Source organism: Flavobacterium sp. LHD-80 (assembly GCF_030929605.1).
In the GTDB taxonomy this organism is placed as follows: domain Bacteria; phylum Bacteroidota; class Bacteroidia; order Flavobacteriales; family Flavobacteriaceae; genus Flavobacterium.
Map to the genome: position 1 here is coordinate 477,103 of NZ_JAVFVS010000001.1, position 15,724 is coordinate 492,826.

16 protein-coding genes are annotated in these 15,724 nt (G+C 32.4%); 6 read left to right on the plus strand and 10 right to left on the minus strand.

What is annotated here, in order from left to right; translation table 11 throughout:
• Positions 1-2: 2 nt before the first annotated feature.
• The 6 genes from RB619_RS02020 to murQ form a co-directional block, all read right to left on the minus strand.
• Positions 3-1,922 carry a DUF294 nucleotidyltransferase-like domain-containing protein gene (locus tag RB619_RS02020; RefSeq protein WP_308093507.1) on the minus strand — a complete coding sequence of 640 codons (1,920 nt, stop codon included), beginning with the start codon at positions 1,920-1,922 and terminating at the stop codon, positions 3-5.
• 187 nt (positions 1,923-2,109) lie between these two features.
• Positions 2,110-2,481, minus strand: a complete 372-nt coding sequence (locus RB619_RS02025; protein WP_308093509.1) for a DNA topoisomerase IV — start codon at positions 2,479-2,481, stop codon at positions 2,110-2,112.
• Between the two features lie 296 nt (positions 2,482-2,777).
• Complete coding sequence (locus RB619_RS02030; protein WP_308093512.1) at positions 2,778-3,353, minus strand: DUF1572 family protein; 576 nt, start codon at positions 3,351-3,353, stop codon at positions 2,778-2,780.
• Between the two features lie 2 nt (positions 3,354-3,355).
• Positions 3,356-3,928 (minus strand): pentapeptide repeat-containing protein, encoded by a 573-nt coding sequence (locus RB619_RS02035; RefSeq protein ID WP_308093514.1) that lies wholly within the window; start codon positions 3,926-3,928, stop codon positions 3,356-3,358.
• Positions 3,929-4,017: 89 nt separating this feature from the next.
• Positions 4,018-4,239 carry a DUF6095 family protein gene (locus tag RB619_RS02040; RefSeq protein ID WP_308093517.1) on the minus strand — a complete coding sequence of 74 codons (222 nt, stop codon included), beginning with the start codon at positions 4,237-4,239 and terminating at the stop codon, positions 4,018-4,020.
• Positions 4,240-4,314: 75 nt separating this feature from the next.
• Positions 4,315-5,127 (minus strand): N-acetylmuramic acid 6-phosphate etherase, encoded by an 813-nt coding sequence (gene murQ / locus RB619_RS02045; RefSeq protein ID WP_308093519.1) that lies wholly within the window; start codon positions 5,125-5,127, stop codon positions 4,315-4,317.
• A 169-nt stretch (positions 5,128-5,296) separates the two neighbouring features.
• Here murQ and RB619_RS02050 point away from each other — a divergent pair, with 169 nt between their 5' ends.
• The 3 genes from RB619_RS02050 (at position 5,297) to RB619_RS02060 (ending at position 10,191) form a co-directional block, all read left to right on the plus strand.
• The gene (locus tag RB619_RS02050) at positions 5,297-6,451 is read left to right on the plus strand and encodes a helix-turn-helix domain-containing protein (protein WP_308093522.1); all 1,155 of its coding nucleotides are present in this window, start codon (positions 5,297-5,299) and stop codon (positions 6,449-6,451) included.
• Between the two features lie 54 nt (positions 6,452-6,505).
• Entirely contained in the window at positions 6,506-7,654 is a 1,149-nt protein-coding gene (locus RB619_RS02055; protein WP_308093525.1) for a helix-turn-helix transcriptional regulator, read from the plus strand.
• Positions 7,655-7,806: 152 nt separating this feature from the next.
• Positions 7,807-10,191, plus strand: a complete 2,385-nt coding sequence (locus RB619_RS02060; protein ID WP_308093529.1) for an outer membrane beta-barrel family protein — start codon at positions 7,807-7,809, stop codon at positions 10,189-10,191.
• A gap of 163 nt (positions 10,192-10,354) precedes the next feature.
• Here the strand turns inward: RB619_RS02060 and RB619_RS02065 are convergent, their stop codons facing one another.
• Both RB619_RS02065 and RB619_RS02070 read right to left on the minus strand, forming a co-directional pair.
• Complete coding sequence (locus tag RB619_RS02065; protein WP_308093532.1) at positions 10,355-11,023, minus strand: ZIP family metal transporter; 669 nt, start codon at positions 11,021-11,023, stop codon at positions 10,355-10,357.
• 97 nt (positions 11,024-11,120) lie between these two features.
• On the minus strand, positions 11,121-11,885 hold the full coding sequence (locus RB619_RS02070; protein ID WP_308093534.1) for a class I SAM-dependent methyltransferase: 765 nt from the start codon (positions 11,883-11,885) through the stop codon (positions 11,121-11,123).
• Positions 11,886-12,020: 135 nt separating this feature from the next.
• Here RB619_RS02070 and RB619_RS02075 point away from each other — a divergent pair, with 135 nt between their 5' ends.
• From RB619_RS02075 to RB619_RS02085, 3 genes are all read left to right on the plus strand, one after another.
• The gene (locus RB619_RS02075) at positions 12,021-13,184 is read left to right on the plus strand and encodes a THUMP domain-containing protein (protein WP_308093535.1); all 1,164 of its coding nucleotides are present in this window, start codon (positions 12,021-12,023) and stop codon (positions 13,182-13,184) included.
• Positions 13,185-13,358: 174 nt separating this feature from the next.
• The gene (locus RB619_RS02080; protein WP_308093537.1) at positions 13,359-13,595 is read left to right on the plus strand and encodes a hypothetical protein; all 237 of its coding nucleotides are present in this window, start codon (positions 13,359-13,361) and stop codon (positions 13,593-13,595) included.
• A gap of 16 nt (positions 13,596-13,611) precedes the next feature.
• Positions 13,612-14,304, plus strand: a complete 693-nt coding sequence (locus RB619_RS02085) for an aspartate/glutamate racemase family protein (protein ID WP_308093539.1) — start codon at positions 13,612-13,614, stop codon at positions 14,302-14,304.
• 67 nt (positions 14,305-14,371) lie between these two features.
• On the opposite strand, the gene RB619_RS02090 is transcribed toward RB619_RS02085, so the two are convergent.
• Together RB619_RS02090 and RB619_RS02095 are read right to left on the minus strand one after the other, a co-directional pair.
• Positions 14,372-15,187 carry a DUF6048 family protein gene (locus RB619_RS02090; RefSeq protein ID WP_308093542.1) on the minus strand — a complete coding sequence of 272 codons (816 nt, stop codon included), beginning with the start codon at positions 15,185-15,187 and terminating at the stop codon, positions 14,372-14,374.
• Positions 15,159-15,716: a DUF6452 family protein gene (locus RB619_RS02095; protein WP_308093544.1), complete on the minus strand. Its 558-nt coding sequence runs from the start codon at positions 15,714-15,716 to the stop codon at positions 15,159-15,161. Before RB619_RS02095 ends, RB619_RS02090 begins: the two co-directional genes overlap by 29 nt.
• Positions 15,717-15,724 lie beyond the last annotated feature (8 nt).

Below are 15,724 nucleotides of genomic sequence, written 5' to 3' on the forward strand. Positions count from 1 at the left end.
GATTATACCAGATTTGAGATATTGAAACGTACTGAGATAAGTTCCTGCAATTCTTTTATGGTTTTAAAAGTGCGTTTCAACTTAATTTTTTCCATTTTTGATAGTGACTCCAAAGCAATAAACTGCCCAGAATCATGATGTAAAAGACCTTGCTTGGTTCTAAATTTCAATAAAGCTTTAAACGAATACGAACACGATAAATACAATTCACGATTTTTTGGTTCTAATTCGGCCAATTTCTCAAATCGTTCGGCTGTATTACTGATAGATTTGACCGAATGTGACAAAATTAAAACACGCGCTGCATCGGTTAAAGGCATTAATGCTCTTCTTTTAATATCAAAAGTATCTTTATTGGCACCGTCTTGTTCTACCAAAAATTGTCTAAAGAATCCAGTAGGAGATGGACTTTGCAATGCGCCACTTACCAAATGCATATAAAAAATAGGATTTGCTTTTACATTTTCAAAAATCGAATCTGATAATTGATTTACAATTTCAGCATCGCCATAAGTCATGCTATAATCAAAGAAAATAAACGAAAGTAAAACTTCATTTTTTCCAGGGTTGGTAATCCAATGATGAACCTGACTTTTCCACTCATCCAGACTCATACACCATTTTGGACTGGATGCCATCATATCGGCGGGGCAATAATCATAACCAATATCAAAAAGTCCTTTGTTAACAAGAGAAGCAAATTTCAAAAAGTAAATTCTTGTTTCGTCTCTAAAAACTTCCGAAACATTCTCATAAATAATCGCATTATCTTGATCGGTATGAAGCATTTGTTCACCTCTTCCTTGGCTTCCAAGCGCCAACCAAGCGAATTTTACCGGTGGCGGACTGCTCATTTTTTCTAAACAAATTTCAATAACACGAGTTGTACAAGCTTCATTAAGTTCTGTTATGATTTTCGTAATCAATGTCATCGGAATATTTTGATCCAGATAACCTTGAAGTAATTGCATTATTCTGGTACGAATTGGCTTTATTTCCTTGATTTTTTTGGTTCGTTTTAAAGCCTTTATCAAAACTGCGGGGTTGTTTCCCAGTGCTACCATAACATCATGTTTCGATAAAATCCCAACAGCTTTGGTATTCACAGTTCCATCTTTTGTTAAGCATAAATGACTGATATTACTTTTCATCATCGCCATTTGGGCCTCTGTAACCGTCATCTTTTTAGAGTATGTGATCACAGGTTTCGTCATTATTGTTTCTGCAGTTGTAGTTATTGGAAAATCTCCTGTAACAATTTTATTTCGAAGATCTTTATCTGTCAAAATACCAATCGGAAGCATTTCATCAACGATTAAAATGGCTCCAACTTTCTTTTTATTCATAATTTTAGCTACTTCCTTAACGGTTGTTGACGGACTGCAGGTAACTATTTTTTTAGAATATTTTATTGGAGCTAAATCAAATGAATGATTACTTGAATGAAGATTTTCATGAAGCACATCATCGCCATACAATTTATCTTTGTGAATATCGGAGTAAGGATTTCGAGTATTAGAGGCATAACTTTCAATCAGGAAATTACCAACATTTCTGTTTTCAAGCGCATACGGTTTAAAAACAGCAATAGGAATGGCATATAAAATCGTTTCTTCATGCGCTACAGCTTCCATAATATAATTTTCCTGTGCTAAAAGCGGACGCAGTCCAAAAATATCACCTTCATCGCACATGTCTAAAACCGTATTTTTTGTGCTTTTTTTCAAAGCAACTGCTCCCTTATGAACTACATAAAAAGAATCATGCGTTTTGTCATTTTCGGCAAAAATTACGGCATCTTTTTCTTTGTAAACAATAGAAATTTGCTCCGAAAGTTTTTCGAGATCCATTGCATGTAGGAAATTAAACGGCGGATAATTCTTTAAAAAGTCGGCAACTCTCTGCGAAATGGTATTTTTCATTTGATTCGATTAAAGTCCTAAAATACTATTTAAAAATATAAACGTAAAATAAACACGTTTCTTTTTTAGGGACAAAGGAACAAAGGTGCAAAGTGACAAAGTTTTTTGCGTAATGGTATAAAATCTTTGTGACTTTGTGTCTTAGTGGCATATCATAAAAAAAAGCCCCAAATTGGGACTTTGACTTTTACTCAACTTTAAAAACTTTACCGCGTTGTTTCTCTTCAGAACCAACTAAACCAAATTCAAAAGTATAGGAATCTTTCGAAGTCGTTAAAATTTTCATGCTGATTGCTTTTTCTTCAGCCATGTTTTTTGGATGTTTTTTCTGTAAAACATATTCACAGTCACTTACCCAACGTACCGTTGCTGTATCTGTTTTCCCTTCAAAAGTTTCAATTTCAATGCTGTCTTTTCGCTCAAAAAAAGTTGTTTTTTTTACGCCGTTTACTTCGGTTTCAAACTTGAATTTTCCGTTTTTAAAATCTTTGCAGTTATGTTCGGCATTATAACACGATGCTAATGCAATTAACGGAAGAAGGAATAGTATTTTTTTCATTTTTTTATGCTTTAAGCTTTAGGCATTATGCTTTAAGCTTTAATTAATAAGTAGTTTTGCTTATTGCGTATAGCTTAAGGCTTACAGCTTTTTATCATTTCAATCAGGGCTAGGGCTTTAGTTTCCAAAAGTTCTTTTTTAATTAAAGAACAAAAAGAAAATTACAAGAGTTATAAAAATTAAAAAGAGCAAATTCCGTTTTTTGTTTTTAGAACTCTGCTCTTCAGTTAAATTTGTTTTACAGAATTTAATTAAGATCCACCAACATGTCCCGCCAAAATTCGCATAATATTCTATCATTTCAATCTCTTTAATTCGTCGTCAGTAAAGTTCTTAATTTCTTTTTCTTTGGCAAACTTTTCGGCATTGTAATTTCCGGATTTATTCTTTGGAATCGATAAACTTTCCCAGGAGCTATTTTTTAATTGTTTGGCATAAAAAACAATCTGACCAACATGATAAGGATAATGTGCCAATTGTCTGTTTATAGCTTCAATAACTGTGTGGCCTTCATTTCTGATATAAATAATTTCCGAAAGCTGTTCTGGTTTTAAACTATTTAATGTGTCAAGAAAAACATTCCAGCCTTTGTTCCAAACTTCGAGAACTTCATCTTTAGATTTTAAATCATTTTCAAATTCGGCATCACGATTTCGCCATTCTTTTTCTCCGTCAGAAGTTAAAAAGTCTGTCCAGCGCGAAAGCATATTTCCTGAAATATGTTTTACAATTGTAGCAATACTGTTTGTATCGTCATTAAAAGAGATAAAAAGCTGATCCGGTTCTAGTTGGTCAATCGCTTTTTCGCCCAGCATTTTATAGTATAAAAATTGCTTTTTAATGCTTTCTAAATATGATTCAGTTGCTTCCATAATTAAACAATTTTAATGTCATACTTATCTAAAAGCCCAACAATTCCTTCGTTAGAAAATTGTGCTTTTCGCATCGGATTAAATTCGGGATCAATTTTATAATTGTAGGCTGTTTTAAAGTTGACTCCAGCCAATTGGGTTTCATTAAAAATAGCACCTTCAAGATTGCAATTATCAAAAACAGAGCTTGTTAAATTAGTTCCAACAAAAGTTACTTCGCGAACAGATGAATCAATAAACTTGGTTTTTGGCATTTTTTTGTTCGAAAAGATGGCGTAATCTAAAACGCTTTCTTCAAAATGAACCTGAAATAAAAAATCATCACATTCATTAAAAGCAATTCCGAGAAGCTTGCAGTTCCTAAAAGTGACATTTTTCAAACTTGTTCCCGCTAAACTTGTCATTGATAAGTTGCAGTCGATAAACTCACAATCTAAAAAGCTATTCGAACTAAAATTACTATTCGAAAAATCACAGTTTTTAAAAACACAATCTTCAAACTCCCGATTGTTTATTTTTTTATCGATGTAAACAACTTTCTCGAATGTTTTTTGAATGTGGATTATGTCTTCCATTTTATTTTTTGCTAAAAAAATTGAATTGTAGATTCTCATTAAACCCGATAGGTTTTTAAAACCTGTCAGGGTTTGCCTAATGAGTTATTTTAGTCATTAAACAAGCCTTTCATTATGATTTTCAATCCGTAAAAAATTAAAAACATTGAGCTTAAACAAGCTACAATCCCAATTCCTAAAACAAGGTAATGCCAGTTTGTATGTTGATTCATAAAAGCATTATAAATTAACGATGGCCCAATAAACATAAGAGGCAATGCACCTGTTAGATATTTAATTCCTTTTCCTAGTAATTCTTTATTTGTTGCCATGTTTTAAAATTTGTTTCAGGTTTCAAGTTTTTTTAGTTTCAAGTTTCTCGAAATGACAAACTGTATAAAAACCTTTTACTTATTATAGTTGTCAACAGCATTTCTTACGCTGCCGTATTTTTGTAACAATTCTGAAGCTTCATCATATGAAACTGGAATTTCGTCCATAATCATTTTTACGCCGCGATCAACCAGTTTTACATTGCTCAACTGCATATCGACCATTTTATTTCCTCTAACTTTTCCAAGCTGAATCATTGCTGCGGTTGAAATCATGTTTAGAACCAGTTTTTGAGCCGTTCCGGCTTTCATTCTAGAACTTCCTGTAATAAATTCTGGACCAACTACAACTTCAATAGGAAATTGAGCCGTTAATGCCAGCGGACTTCCAGCATTACAAGTAATACATCCGGTAACAATATTATTTTGATTGCAAGTTTCTAAACCGCTGATAACATATGGAGTCGTTCCAGATGCCGCAATACCAATTACAACATCATTAGCGTCAATATTATACTTTTGAAGATCAATCCAAGCATTTGTTGTACTGTCTTCAGCATTTTCTACAGCACGTCTTATGGCTGTATCCCCGCCCGCAATAATTCCGTTTACTAAATCAAAAGGAACACCGAATGTTGGCGGACACTCCGAAGCATCAACAACGCCAAGTCTTCCTGAAGTTCCTGCTCCAATATAAAACAGCCTGCCTCCTAATTTTAATTTAGCGACTATTTGCGGAATTAAAGCTTCTATTTGAGGTAAAGCTTTTTCTACCGCATAAGGAACGGTTTTATCTTCTTGATTAATATTGGTTAACAATTCATGAACAGACATTTTTTCTAAATGCTCATACTTTGATGCTAGCTCAGTCGTTTTGGTAAATGTCATTTTCATCAGTTATTTAGACTCGGCAAAAATAATCTTTTTTCTCTCAATCGCGAAATTTACTAAACAAACTCACAAAGTTTTAAGTTTTGTTTAGTATCATGCGAATCCTTTGTTACATCTTTGTTAAAAGAACTAAAATATTATATTTGTTTAAATATTAAAAAGATAAATGGATAAGTTAGTTTTTTTGGATGGCGTTGCTCGTATTGCTGTTTTTATTTCGTTACTGCTTGCACTTTTTTTACTTACCGTAAAAACAGAAAACAAATTAGCAAATCGATTATTTGCTTGTTTTATAACTTTTTCAGCAATTGATTTTAGCGGGCTTCTTGAGTTTTCATTTCCAGATGAATACGTGTATTTAACAATTTTGAGAAGCACATTTTGTTTGCTAGAAATGCCTTTAATTTATCTGTACGTTTTAGCAGTCTGTTATTCTGATTTTCGATTGAAATGGAAACATTTAGTATATACGCTTCCTTTTATAGTAATGAATTTAGTTTTAATGCCCCGATTTTATTTAAAATCAGGTTTTGAGAAACTACAATTTTTAGCGAATTTCAGTAATACGCCTGAAGTTTATTTTTTTCAGATTTTAATCGAATGCCAATATTGGTTTTATATTGTCAGTATATTTTTGATTTTAAGAAAATACAAGAAAATCTATCTCGAAAATTATACTAATCCTAGTACTTCGACCTACAAATGGCTTTTTCAAATGAATTGTGTTTTTATAGTAATGCATTCTATTACAGCTTCAAAGAATTTATTGCGTTATACTGCTTCAAGAGATACTTTCCTTTGGGGAAATGTTTTAATGGTAATTATGGCTTTAAGCGTAATATGCTGGTTTGTAATGAAAGCATTAAATCACCCAGAGCTTTTTCGAGGAATTAATTCCGGATTGACTTTAACTAAAGACTTTCTTCCAAAGGAAAATAAAGAAAATAATGATATAGTTGAAACAGTAAATGATCAAGATGAAGCTGTTCTTACTCAAATTTCAGAGCTAAAAAATTATATGATACAGAAGGAACCTTATCTCGATCCTTCGCTTACGATTCAGGAATTGGCCAATCAAATTGAAATTCCAGTTCGGGATTTATCTGTTTTGATTAATCATAAAATGGATCAGCATTTTTTTGATTTTGTGAATGAATATCGCATTCAAAAAGCTATGCATATTTTAAAAGATCAGTCAAAAAGTGATCTTACGGTTCTAGAAATTTTATACGAAGTTGGTTTTAATTCAAAATCTTCGTTTAATGCTTCTTTTAAAAAATATACTAATCTAACGCCTACAGCTTACCGAAATGCTTCGTAATAAATGCATTGTACTAAAGAACTAAAATATTATATTTAAATAACCAAAAAAATAATGGATATAGCCAGTCTTTTAAGTATTTTGAGCGGGATGTCAGTTTTTGTTTCCTTATTGCTGGCATTTTTTCTATTCACAGTAAAAACCGAGAATAAATTAGCAAATCGTCTGTTTGCGTGCTATTTGATATTTTTTGCAATTGATAATACTGGAATTTTTATTAACGAAGATTTTATCAGACGTCATTTTAATTTTGAATTTTTCAGATGGAGTACGTGCGCTTTGATCATTCCTACTTTCTATCTGTATATTTTATCCGTTTGTTTTACTGATTTTCGACTGAAGCCTCAACATTTGCTTCATGCTCTTCCATTTTTAATTACAAATGCAGTTTATCTGCTCAGATTATACTTTTTAAATGATGCAGAAAAAATACAATTCTATGATCACCGCAGTCAAATGCCCGAATTGTATTGTTTCCAGCTCATGTTGGGTTTTCAAATTGTGGTTTATAGCAATGCTGTGTTTTCAGTTTTAAAAAAATATAAAGCGCTTTATCAGGAAAATTACGCCAATCCTAAAACTTCTATTTTTAAATGGTTATTTCAAATAGCAACGGTACTTTTTGTGCTGTATTATTTATCAATAGCCAAGAATGCTTTACGATTTATTGACCTTGAAGTATTATGGATTTGGGCAAATATAATAATGCAGGTTTTCGTTTTAACAATAACCTGTTGGTTTGTTTTAAAAGCGCTGAATCATCCTGAACTTTTTAGAGGAATTGATTCAAAACTGCAATTAGCAAGAGATATTATTCATGAACATAATGAAAGTATTGTTGAAGTAGAAGAAAATCAAAACGAAGAAGTTATAACTAAAATCGCTGTTTTGAAACAATACATGATCGAAAAAGAACCTTTTCTAGATCCGTCACTTACCATTCAGGAACTTTCTAACCAAATAAATATTCCTGTTCGGGATTTGTCAATTTTGATTAACCATCATATCGATCAGCATTTTTTTGATTTTGTGAATGAATATCGCATTCAAAAAGCCATGAGTATTTTAAAAAATCCCTTAAAAAGTGATTTGACCGTTTTAGAAATACTATATGAAGTGGGTTTTAATTCAAAATCATCATTTAATACTTATTTTAAAAAGTATACTAATTTGACACCAACAGCGTACCGAAACGCTTCATAATAAAGGCTTTGTAAAAAGTCGTACTTGAAACCTGATAAAGTCGAACCAATTTCTTTTGTAGAAAATGGTTCGACTTTTTTTGTCGGTCGCACAGGAAGATTTTCTAAGGCAACTTTGCTTCAAATTAATCGAACAAGTTAAAATTAGAAATCATGAAAAAAGCAAACCTCCTTATCTTTTTAGTATTACCATTATTTTGTTTAGCACAATCATTTCAATTAAAAGGAAAAATTTCAAGTGAAAAATCACCATTAGAATGGGCAGATATTTCAATTTCAAATTCAGAAGGAAAAATAATTGATGGGACAACAAGCAAACAAGATGGTAGTTTTGAAATCAATCTTAAGAAAGGAAATTATAAAATTGGAATAACTCTTTTAGGATTTGCAGATTTCGAAAAAGAAATCTCAGTAGAAAAAGATACTGATTTAGGAATTATCATTTTGAAAGAAAGTGAAACACATTTGGTAGAAGTTGTTGTTCAATCAAAAAAGAAAACAATCGAACAGAAACCAGATCGTTTGGTTTACAATCTTGAAAATAATGTTACAAATGTTGGTAGCGATGCTTTGAGCGCCATAAATACGGCTCCTGGTGTTGTGGTTCAAAATAATGCGATCAATATTTTAGGAAAAGGAACGTCTCGTGTTATGATAGATGGCAGAATGATTGAATTAACGGGTGAAGAATTGAATAATTTCTTGAAATCTATTTCGGCAAGTGATATTAAAAACATCGAAATTATAAGCAATCCGCCAGCAAAATATGAAGCTGACGGAACTGGTGGACTAATAAATATTGTGATGAAAAAAGGTGCTCGTGACTCTTGGAAAAATACAACCACAGCGTCTTATGATCAAAATAAATATGGGATTTTTGCTTTACGAAATAACTTCTTTTATAATAAAAACAAGTTTAGGTTTTCGGCTAGTATTAATGGAAAAACGGGTTATAGAAATATTGAAGAAAATCTGGATATGTATTTCGTTGAAGGTCCTTCAAAAATGAAGGCAGTAACAAAATTAGATGAAGATAATGTATCGGGAAAAATAGCCTTAGATTATGATTTTTCAGATAAAATGACCATCGGGTTTCAATTTTTAAAAGATAAAAGTAATCCTGATTTTAACACCGATATTAGAATTGATAATTATAATGCGCAAAATGAATTAAATAATTATATCCTTAATGAAAGTTTCTTGGATAGAGAATCGGGCAATGAAACCTATAATTTGCATTTGATTACTAAACTTGATCCATTAAACCGTAAATTATCTTTTGATGTCGATTTCTTTAATTACAATTCAAAATTTGACAGGGAATTTGTTGCGAACAATTATGCACCTGATGGAAGTTTTATTGATGTCAATCAATCAGGACGCAATATTTCGAATCAGGATATTGATAATTTTAGTTTTAAGGCTGATATGGAGCATCCGCTTCAAGCGTTGAATTTATCTTACGGCGCAAAAGCGAGTTTTACAAACAGTAAAAGCGATGCCCTTTTTTATAATACTATTACTGGAACTCCAATATTAGACACAAATCAGTCAAATCAATTTACATACACTGAAAATAATCAGGCGATTTATATTAGCGGAGATAAAAAAATCAATGAAAAATGGAATCTTCAATTGGGATTACGATTGGAAAACACACAGACAAACGGTTTTTCTAAAACTTTAAATCAGGAAACCATAAATAACTATTTTAAATTGTTTCCAACTGTTTTTGCTTCTTATCAAAGAAATGAAAACAATAGTTTTAGTTTAAATTACGGAAAGAGAATTCGCAGGCCAAGTTTTTCTTTACTAAATCCGTTTCGAGTTTATATTAGTAGCAATAGTTATTCAGAAGGGAATCCGTTTTTAAAACCTTCTTTTAGTGACAATTTTGAATTTGCATATTCGTATAAAAAGATATTACGAACCAGTGTTTTTGCAAATTATATTACAGATGGTTATGGCGTAATATTTACTTCGAATCCGGAAACATTGACACAGATTGTAACGCGAGAAAATTATTTTAAAGGTCTAAATTATGGAATTGGAGAGATTTATTCTGCGAGTTTTGCAGATTGGTGGCAGAGTGAGAATTCAGTGTATGTTTCAGGCTCTGATATTAAATTCATAAAAGATATTAATGCAACGCCTGTAAATGGTCTTCAATTTGATTTTTCGACAAATAATACATTTTCGTTGGGCAAGTCAAGTAAATTGCAAGTTGATTTTAATTACACAGCTCCTTATAAAAGTGGTTTGTATGAAACAGGATATACGTCTAGTTTAAACCTTGGTTTTAAACAAGATTTTTTAAATAAAGCCATGCAGATTAGCTTTTTGATCAATGATATTTTTAATACATCGTATTTAAAAAATGATGTGTCGGTTGTAAATGGTGTAAAACAAGTCTACAGTCAAAACGAAAGCAACCGTTTTGCTCGATTGACAGTGGTTTATAATTTTGGAAACAACAAAATCAACGTGAAGGAACGTGCTTTTGGAAATCAGGACGAGAAGAAGAGAGCGGGGAATTGATAATTGTGAATTGTTAATTATTAATTGTAAAACCTGAAACGTTTTTTGCGTGAGGGATAGGAGTAAGCTACCGAAGTAGCGCGGATAGCCCGGCAGTATTTAAGAAAAGGCCCAATGAACGCAAAGTTGATTGGGCCTTTTCTTAAATACTGACACGCCCTAATTATAAAAAGAAAGCTAATAAAATTCCGAGAACGATCATCGAAACTTTGGCGATATTGAATTTATGTCCTTCACTGCTTTCAAAAATAATTGTTGAGGAAATATGGAATAGAATTCCAATTACGATTGCCGTTATTTCTGTGTAATATTCGTTTAAAATGGGTAAATATTCTGATGCGATTGTGCCTAACGGCGTCATGATTGCGAAAGTTAGCATGAAGGCAAAAATGGCTTTTTTATTTAAGTCGGCATTGATGAAGAATGTCGTTAAAATCACAGCAATTGGCAAATGATGAATGGCAATTCCAACCGCTAAATCATGATGATGACTTACCGGAAAACCTTCTAAAAAGGCATGAATACACAAACTGATAAATAAAAGCCACGGAATTTGAGACATTTTTGCGTGCCCATGAACGTGTCCATGTTCGGCTCCTTTTGAGAAAAATTCCAATACAATTTGGAACAAAATCCCGACCATTATAAACAAACCAATATTATGATTGTGCGATTCGTAAACTTCTGGCAAAAGATGCATTACGGTTAATGAAAGTAAAAATGAACCGCTAAAAGCAAGTAATAACTTTAAATTGGTTTTGTTTTTTGGTTTTAAAAACAAAGCCACGCCATATCCTAAAAGTACAGAAAATAAGGGTAGTAGATAATTCATCTTTTTGTTTAATCGTTTTTTGTTGTTTAATCGTTTAATCGTTGTATTTGTTTAATCGGTTTAACGGTTAAACAAATAAACGGTTTACCAATTAAACCTATTTAAAAATCATGATTAATCGTTCGCTTTCGGTTTTATGGAATTTTTTGAGTTTGTAATCTCCAAAAATATCTAAAAGATAAATTCCTGCTTCATCCATTAAATCCTGAAAATCTTTTAAAGTTAAGGCTTTTACTTTTTCAGTGAAATGATATTGATGTCCTTGATCTTCAAAATCAATTTCTTTGAAAATATGTCCATCTTCAACGTATCGTTTAATTTTAAAATCGATTCCGTCAACGGTTTTAACTTCTTCGGGAACTAAAGTTTCGATTACCTGAGTCACATTCATGAAATCAATTACGGCAAAACCATATTCAGATAAACTTTCTTTGATTGCTTTTAAAGTCGTAAGATTGTCATCGTCACTTTCGAAATAGCCAAAACTGGTAAACAAATTAAAAATAGCGTCGTACTTTTCTTCAAAAGGTTCGCGCATGTCGTGTACTTTAAAATGTAGCGAATCGTTGCTGTTTTTGCTGGCTTCAGCAATGCTGTTTTCAGACAAATCGGCGCCTAAAACATCAAAACCAAGTTGGTTTAGATAAATAGAATGACGGCCTTTTCCGCAGGCAAGATCAAGTACTTTTGCTTTTTCGGGAAGATTTAGATAATGAGTAAGATTATCCATAAAAATCTGAGCTTCTCTGTAATTTCGGTCTTTATAAAGAATGTGATAATACGGAGTATCAAACCATGAAGTGAACCAGTTTTCGGTGTTACGCTCCTGATTTGGTGTTGATGAGTTTGGTGCTTCAGACATTTATTCTATTTCAATTAATTCAAAGTACCGCAAATTTAGTGTATTTTTGCCGAAAAATAACTATTTCGCGACGATACGTAATGAAACGTTTGGATACATCTGTGATTGGGGTTGTTTTTTAATACAAAAATAAAGATGGAAGAAAATTTTAGAATGATAGCCAAATGTTTTTTTGGTTTCGAAGAAATATTAGAGAAAGAATTGCGTGCTCTTGGTGCTCAGGATGTTGAAAAAGGAGTGAGAATGGTGAGCTTCAAAGGTGATAAAGGTTTTATGTATAAGGCCAATTTATCGCTTAGAACTGCACTTAAGGTTCTAAAACCAATTTATTCATTTAGAGCTAACAATGAACAAGCATTGTACAAAGGAATTTCGGGCATAAACTGGTCGAAATTGCTAAATGCGAATCAAACTTTTGTGATTGATGCAACAGTACATTCGACGTATTTTAATCATTCTGAGTTTGTTTCTCAAAAATGTAAAGATGCTATCGTAGACCAATTTAGAGAAAGAACTGGCCAGCGTCCAAGCATTGATAAACAATATCCGGATTTAAGAATCAATGTTCATATCGATAAAGATCAGGTTTCGGTTGCTTTAGATACTTCTGGAAATTCACTGCATCAGCGTGGTTATAGAACAGCTACAAATATTGCTCCTATAAATGAAGTTTTAGCCGCTGGAATTTTATTATTATCAGGCTGGGACGGACAAAGCCATTTTCTAGATCCAATGTGCGGATCTGGAACTTTCTTGGCCGAAGCAGCAATGATTGCTTGCAATATTCCGGCGAATATCAACAGAAAAGAATTTGCTTTTGAAAAATGGAAAGACTGGGACAATGATTTGTTTGACACCATTATTGAAAGTTTGATGAAAAAAACTCGCGAGTTTCATTATACTATAAAAGGTTTTGATAAAGCGCCAAGTGCGGTAAGCAAAGCAAAAGACAATATTAGAAATGCTAATCTTGAAGATTATGTAACGGTTTCTGAAGATAACTTTTTTGATACTGAAAAAGCAGTTGAAGGAAAATTGCATATTGTTTTTAATCCGCCATACGATGAGCGTTTGGATATTCATATGGAGAAATTCTACGCGAATATTGGTGACACTTTAAAGAAAAATTATCCAGGAACAAACGCATGGTTCATAACCGCAAATCTGGAAGCTTTGAAATTTGTGGGCTTAAAACCGTCAAGAAAAATCAAACTTTTCAACGGAAGCCTTGAAGCACGTTTGGTTAAATACGAAATGTACGAAGGAAGCAAGAGAACGAAATTTCAGGTTTCTGAGTAAGTAACAAAGAGACAAAGGTTCAAAGGAACAGAGGTTTTACAGCTTTGTCCGTTTTGAATAAAAAAATATTAAACGATAAGTCAATTAAATAATATAAAGTTGCAAATCTTCAAAGTTGCAAAGAAAAAAACTTTGCCCCTTTGTCACTTTGCAACTTTGAACCTAAAAAAAAAAATGACAAAACTACAAGTAAGAGCTTTTTTATACCAATTAGGAACATTTGCGATTCTATTTATTGCAGGAAGGTTTATTATTGCGCAATACACAGGGTTAACAGGAATTTGGATTCCATTGACATCTTTTGTGATCGCAACTCTTATTGGACCTAAATTCCAGGCAGTAAAAACTAAAGATGGTGAAAAGCTTTTTATGAAATGGATTTTCGTAAAAGGAATTAAAGAAATCGGATAAATTCTTAATCGGTGTTATGAGGAAAATTGGACTTATTGGCGGTATCAGCTGGGTTTCAACTGCTGATTATTATAAGCTTATTAATGAGGGAATAAATGAAAAAATGGGAGGTTTGAACTTCTCTGAATGTTTGGTTTATTCGTTCAATTATTCCGACATCAAAAAAAATAACGATAACAATGATTGGGATTCGACGTTTAAAATGCTTTTTAAAGGCTGTGAATTTTTAAAATCGGGCGGGGCAGAAGCGATTGTTTTGTGCGCCAATACAATGCACCTTATTGCTGATAAACTTCAAGAAGCTATAGACTTGCCTCTAATTCATATTGCAACTGAAACAGCTATTGAAATTCAGAAACAAGAGATTAAAAAAGTGGGTTTGTTAGGAACCAAGTTTACAATGGAATTGGATTTCTTTAAAGATAAACTAAAAGCAAAAGGAATTGAAGCAATTATTCCGATTGATGAAAGTGATAAAGATTTTATTCATTATACCATTTTTGAAGAGTTAGGAAGAGGAATTGTAAGCGACGAAACTAAAAAGCGCTATCTTGAAATTTCAAACGAATTAATTAAAAATGGCGCCGAAGGAATTATTTTAGGATGTACCGAAATTCCTTTAGTAATAAAACCAGAAGACATTTCAGTTCCGGTTTTTGATACAACATTGATACATTCAAAAGCGGCAGTAAATTTTCAGCTGTCTTGATTTAGAAATAAAAAAAAACACGAATTCAAAATTATGAGTTCGTGTTTTTTTATTTTTTGGTATTTCCTTATTTTTTAGGTGCTTTCTTATCTGGAACAGGAATAACCGTTTTTTTCTTGTAAATAGGGATGAAGTACGAAACAGTGTAGTTAAAACCAATTCCGAAACTTCCGTCATACGTTCTGTTAAAACCTGGAATGTATAGATTATCAAAACCATCTGGTTTTGCATTTGCAACCAGCATTTTCAATTGTACACCAAACCCAACAAATACATTATTAAATACTTTTGCTTTTAATCCCATTGCAACTTCAATCCAACCAGCTGTAAGTCCGTTGTATTTTTGATGTTCTGTAATTGCGGGTTGTTCACCCCAATACGGATTTGGATTGTATATTTTATAGCTATTTAATTCTTGGCTGAAAGTACTAAAACCACCACGAAGACCAATAGTGATTAAGTTTCCCATATCAAGCCAGTTTTGGTACAAATTGTAATCAAAACCTCCTTTAATATATGTTCCTGTCGCTGTTGAGTTTAATCTGTCGTCGTCTGTTGTTTTGTCTTCAAAACCAAGTTCGGCTGCTAACCAGTATTTTTTTGTCAAACGCCAGTCACCAACAAATTCGATTCCTTTGTAATCTTTATCATAAAGACCACGAGTCAGTTTGTACAAATCAACTCCCACACGAAGTCCGTAACGGTCTGTTTTTATACTATCGGCTTTTACTTCCTGTAATGCAGGTTTCGTTACAGTTTCTGTTTTTGGTTTTTCAGGAACAATTTCTTTGGTTATTGTAGTTGTCGGCGTTTCTTGAGCATGAGCCAAAAACATTGAAAACAATAAGCAAAAACTAGAAAAATACTTGAATGTGTGTTTCATTTTCTGTTTCAATGTTATAATTTTTTACATAGATCTGACTCATCCAGAAACCTTTAGAATCTGGATCTGTTTTTATAAATGGCGCTGTTGGCGGAAGTCCGTCTGAAAGCGGATCAAGATCAAAAATGGTTTTAAAACCGCAAGCTCTTGAAACATATACATTTTGGTGCGAATAATTAAATAGCACTTCGTCTGTATTTATTGCAGCGGGATTATCATTGCCTGAGTCTAAAATAAAAGTATAAGATGTTGAATTTTCATTAGTTTTCAACGGAATCGCAATTTTACTGCCATTTGCAAGATATTTTGCTTCGCCAGTTGCATTTTCATTAAAAACAATTCCTTCGGTCATGCCTTTTCCAATTACTTTTAGATTAGTAACTTCTTTTACAACTGAAGGATTGTCAGCGTTAAAAAATTCAATAACTAATCGTGGTGTTGTTGGAGTATCTGGATCGCAGATATCATCTTTTTCACAACTTGACAAGCCAAAAGTAAAAAGCAGTAAAACTGAAATTATTTTTCTCATTTATATTT

What these genes read in the sequence shown, in the direction of transcription:
- RB619_RS02020 (WP_308093507.1), bottom strand. Translation starts at nt 1,922, where the DNA reads ATGAAAAATACCATTTCGCAGAGAGTTGCCGACTTTTTAAAGAATTAT.
- RB619_RS02025 (WP_308093509.1), bottom strand. Translation starts at nt 2,481, where the DNA reads ATGAAAAAAATACTATTCCTTCTTCCGTTAATTGCATTAGCATCGTGT.
- RB619_RS02030 (WP_308093512.1), bottom strand. Translation starts at nt 3,353, where the DNA reads ATGGAAGCAACTGAATCATATTTAGAAAGCATTAAAAAGCAATTTTTA.
- RB619_RS02035 (WP_308093514.1), bottom strand. Translation starts at nt 3,928, where the DNA reads ATGGAAGACATAATCCACATTCAAAAAACATTCGAGAAAGTTGTTTAC.
- RB619_RS02040 (WP_308093517.1), bottom strand. Translation starts at nt 4,239, where the DNA reads ATGGCAACAAATAAAGAATTACTAGGAAAAGGAATTAAATATCTAACA.
- murQ (WP_308093519.1), bottom strand. Translation starts at nt 5,127, where the DNA reads ATGACATTTACCAAAACGACTGAGCTAGCATCAAAGTATGAGCATTTA.
- RB619_RS02050 (WP_308093522.1), top strand. Translation starts at nt 5,297, where the DNA reads ATGGATAAGTTAGTTTTTTTGGATGGCGTTGCTCGTATTGCTGTTTTT.
- RB619_RS02055 (WP_308093525.1), top strand. Translation starts at nt 6,506, where the DNA reads ATGGATATAGCCAGTCTTTTAAGTATTTTGAGCGGGATGTCAGTTTTT.
- RB619_RS02060 (WP_308093529.1), top strand. Translation starts at nt 7,807, where the DNA reads ATGAAAAAAGCAAACCTCCTTATCTTTTTAGTATTACCATTATTTTGT.
- RB619_RS02065 (WP_308093532.1), bottom strand. Translation starts at nt 11,023, where the DNA reads ATGAATTATCTACTACCCTTATTTTCTGTACTTTTAGGATATGGCGTG.
- RB619_RS02070 (WP_308093534.1), bottom strand. Translation starts at nt 11,885, where the DNA reads ATGTCTGAAGCACCAAACTCATCAACACCAAATCAGGAGCGTAACACC.
- RB619_RS02075 (WP_308093535.1), top strand. Translation starts at nt 12,021, where the DNA reads ATGGAAGAAAATTTTAGAATGATAGCCAAATGTTTTTTTGGTTTCGAA.
- RB619_RS02080 (WP_308093537.1), top strand. Translation starts at nt 13,359, where the DNA reads ATGACAAAACTACAAGTAAGAGCTTTTTTATACCAATTAGGAACATTT.
- RB619_RS02085 (WP_308093539.1), top strand. Translation starts at nt 13,612, where the DNA reads ATGAGGAAAATTGGACTTATTGGCGGTATCAGCTGGGTTTCAACTGCT.
- RB619_RS02090 (WP_308093542.1), bottom strand. Translation starts at nt 15,187, where the DNA reads ATGAAACACACATTCAAGTATTTTTCTAGTTTTTGCTTATTGTTTTCA.
- RB619_RS02095 (WP_308093544.1), bottom strand. Translation starts at nt 15,716, where the DNA reads ATGAGAAAAATAATTTCAGTTTTACTGCTTTTTACTTTTGGCTTGTCA.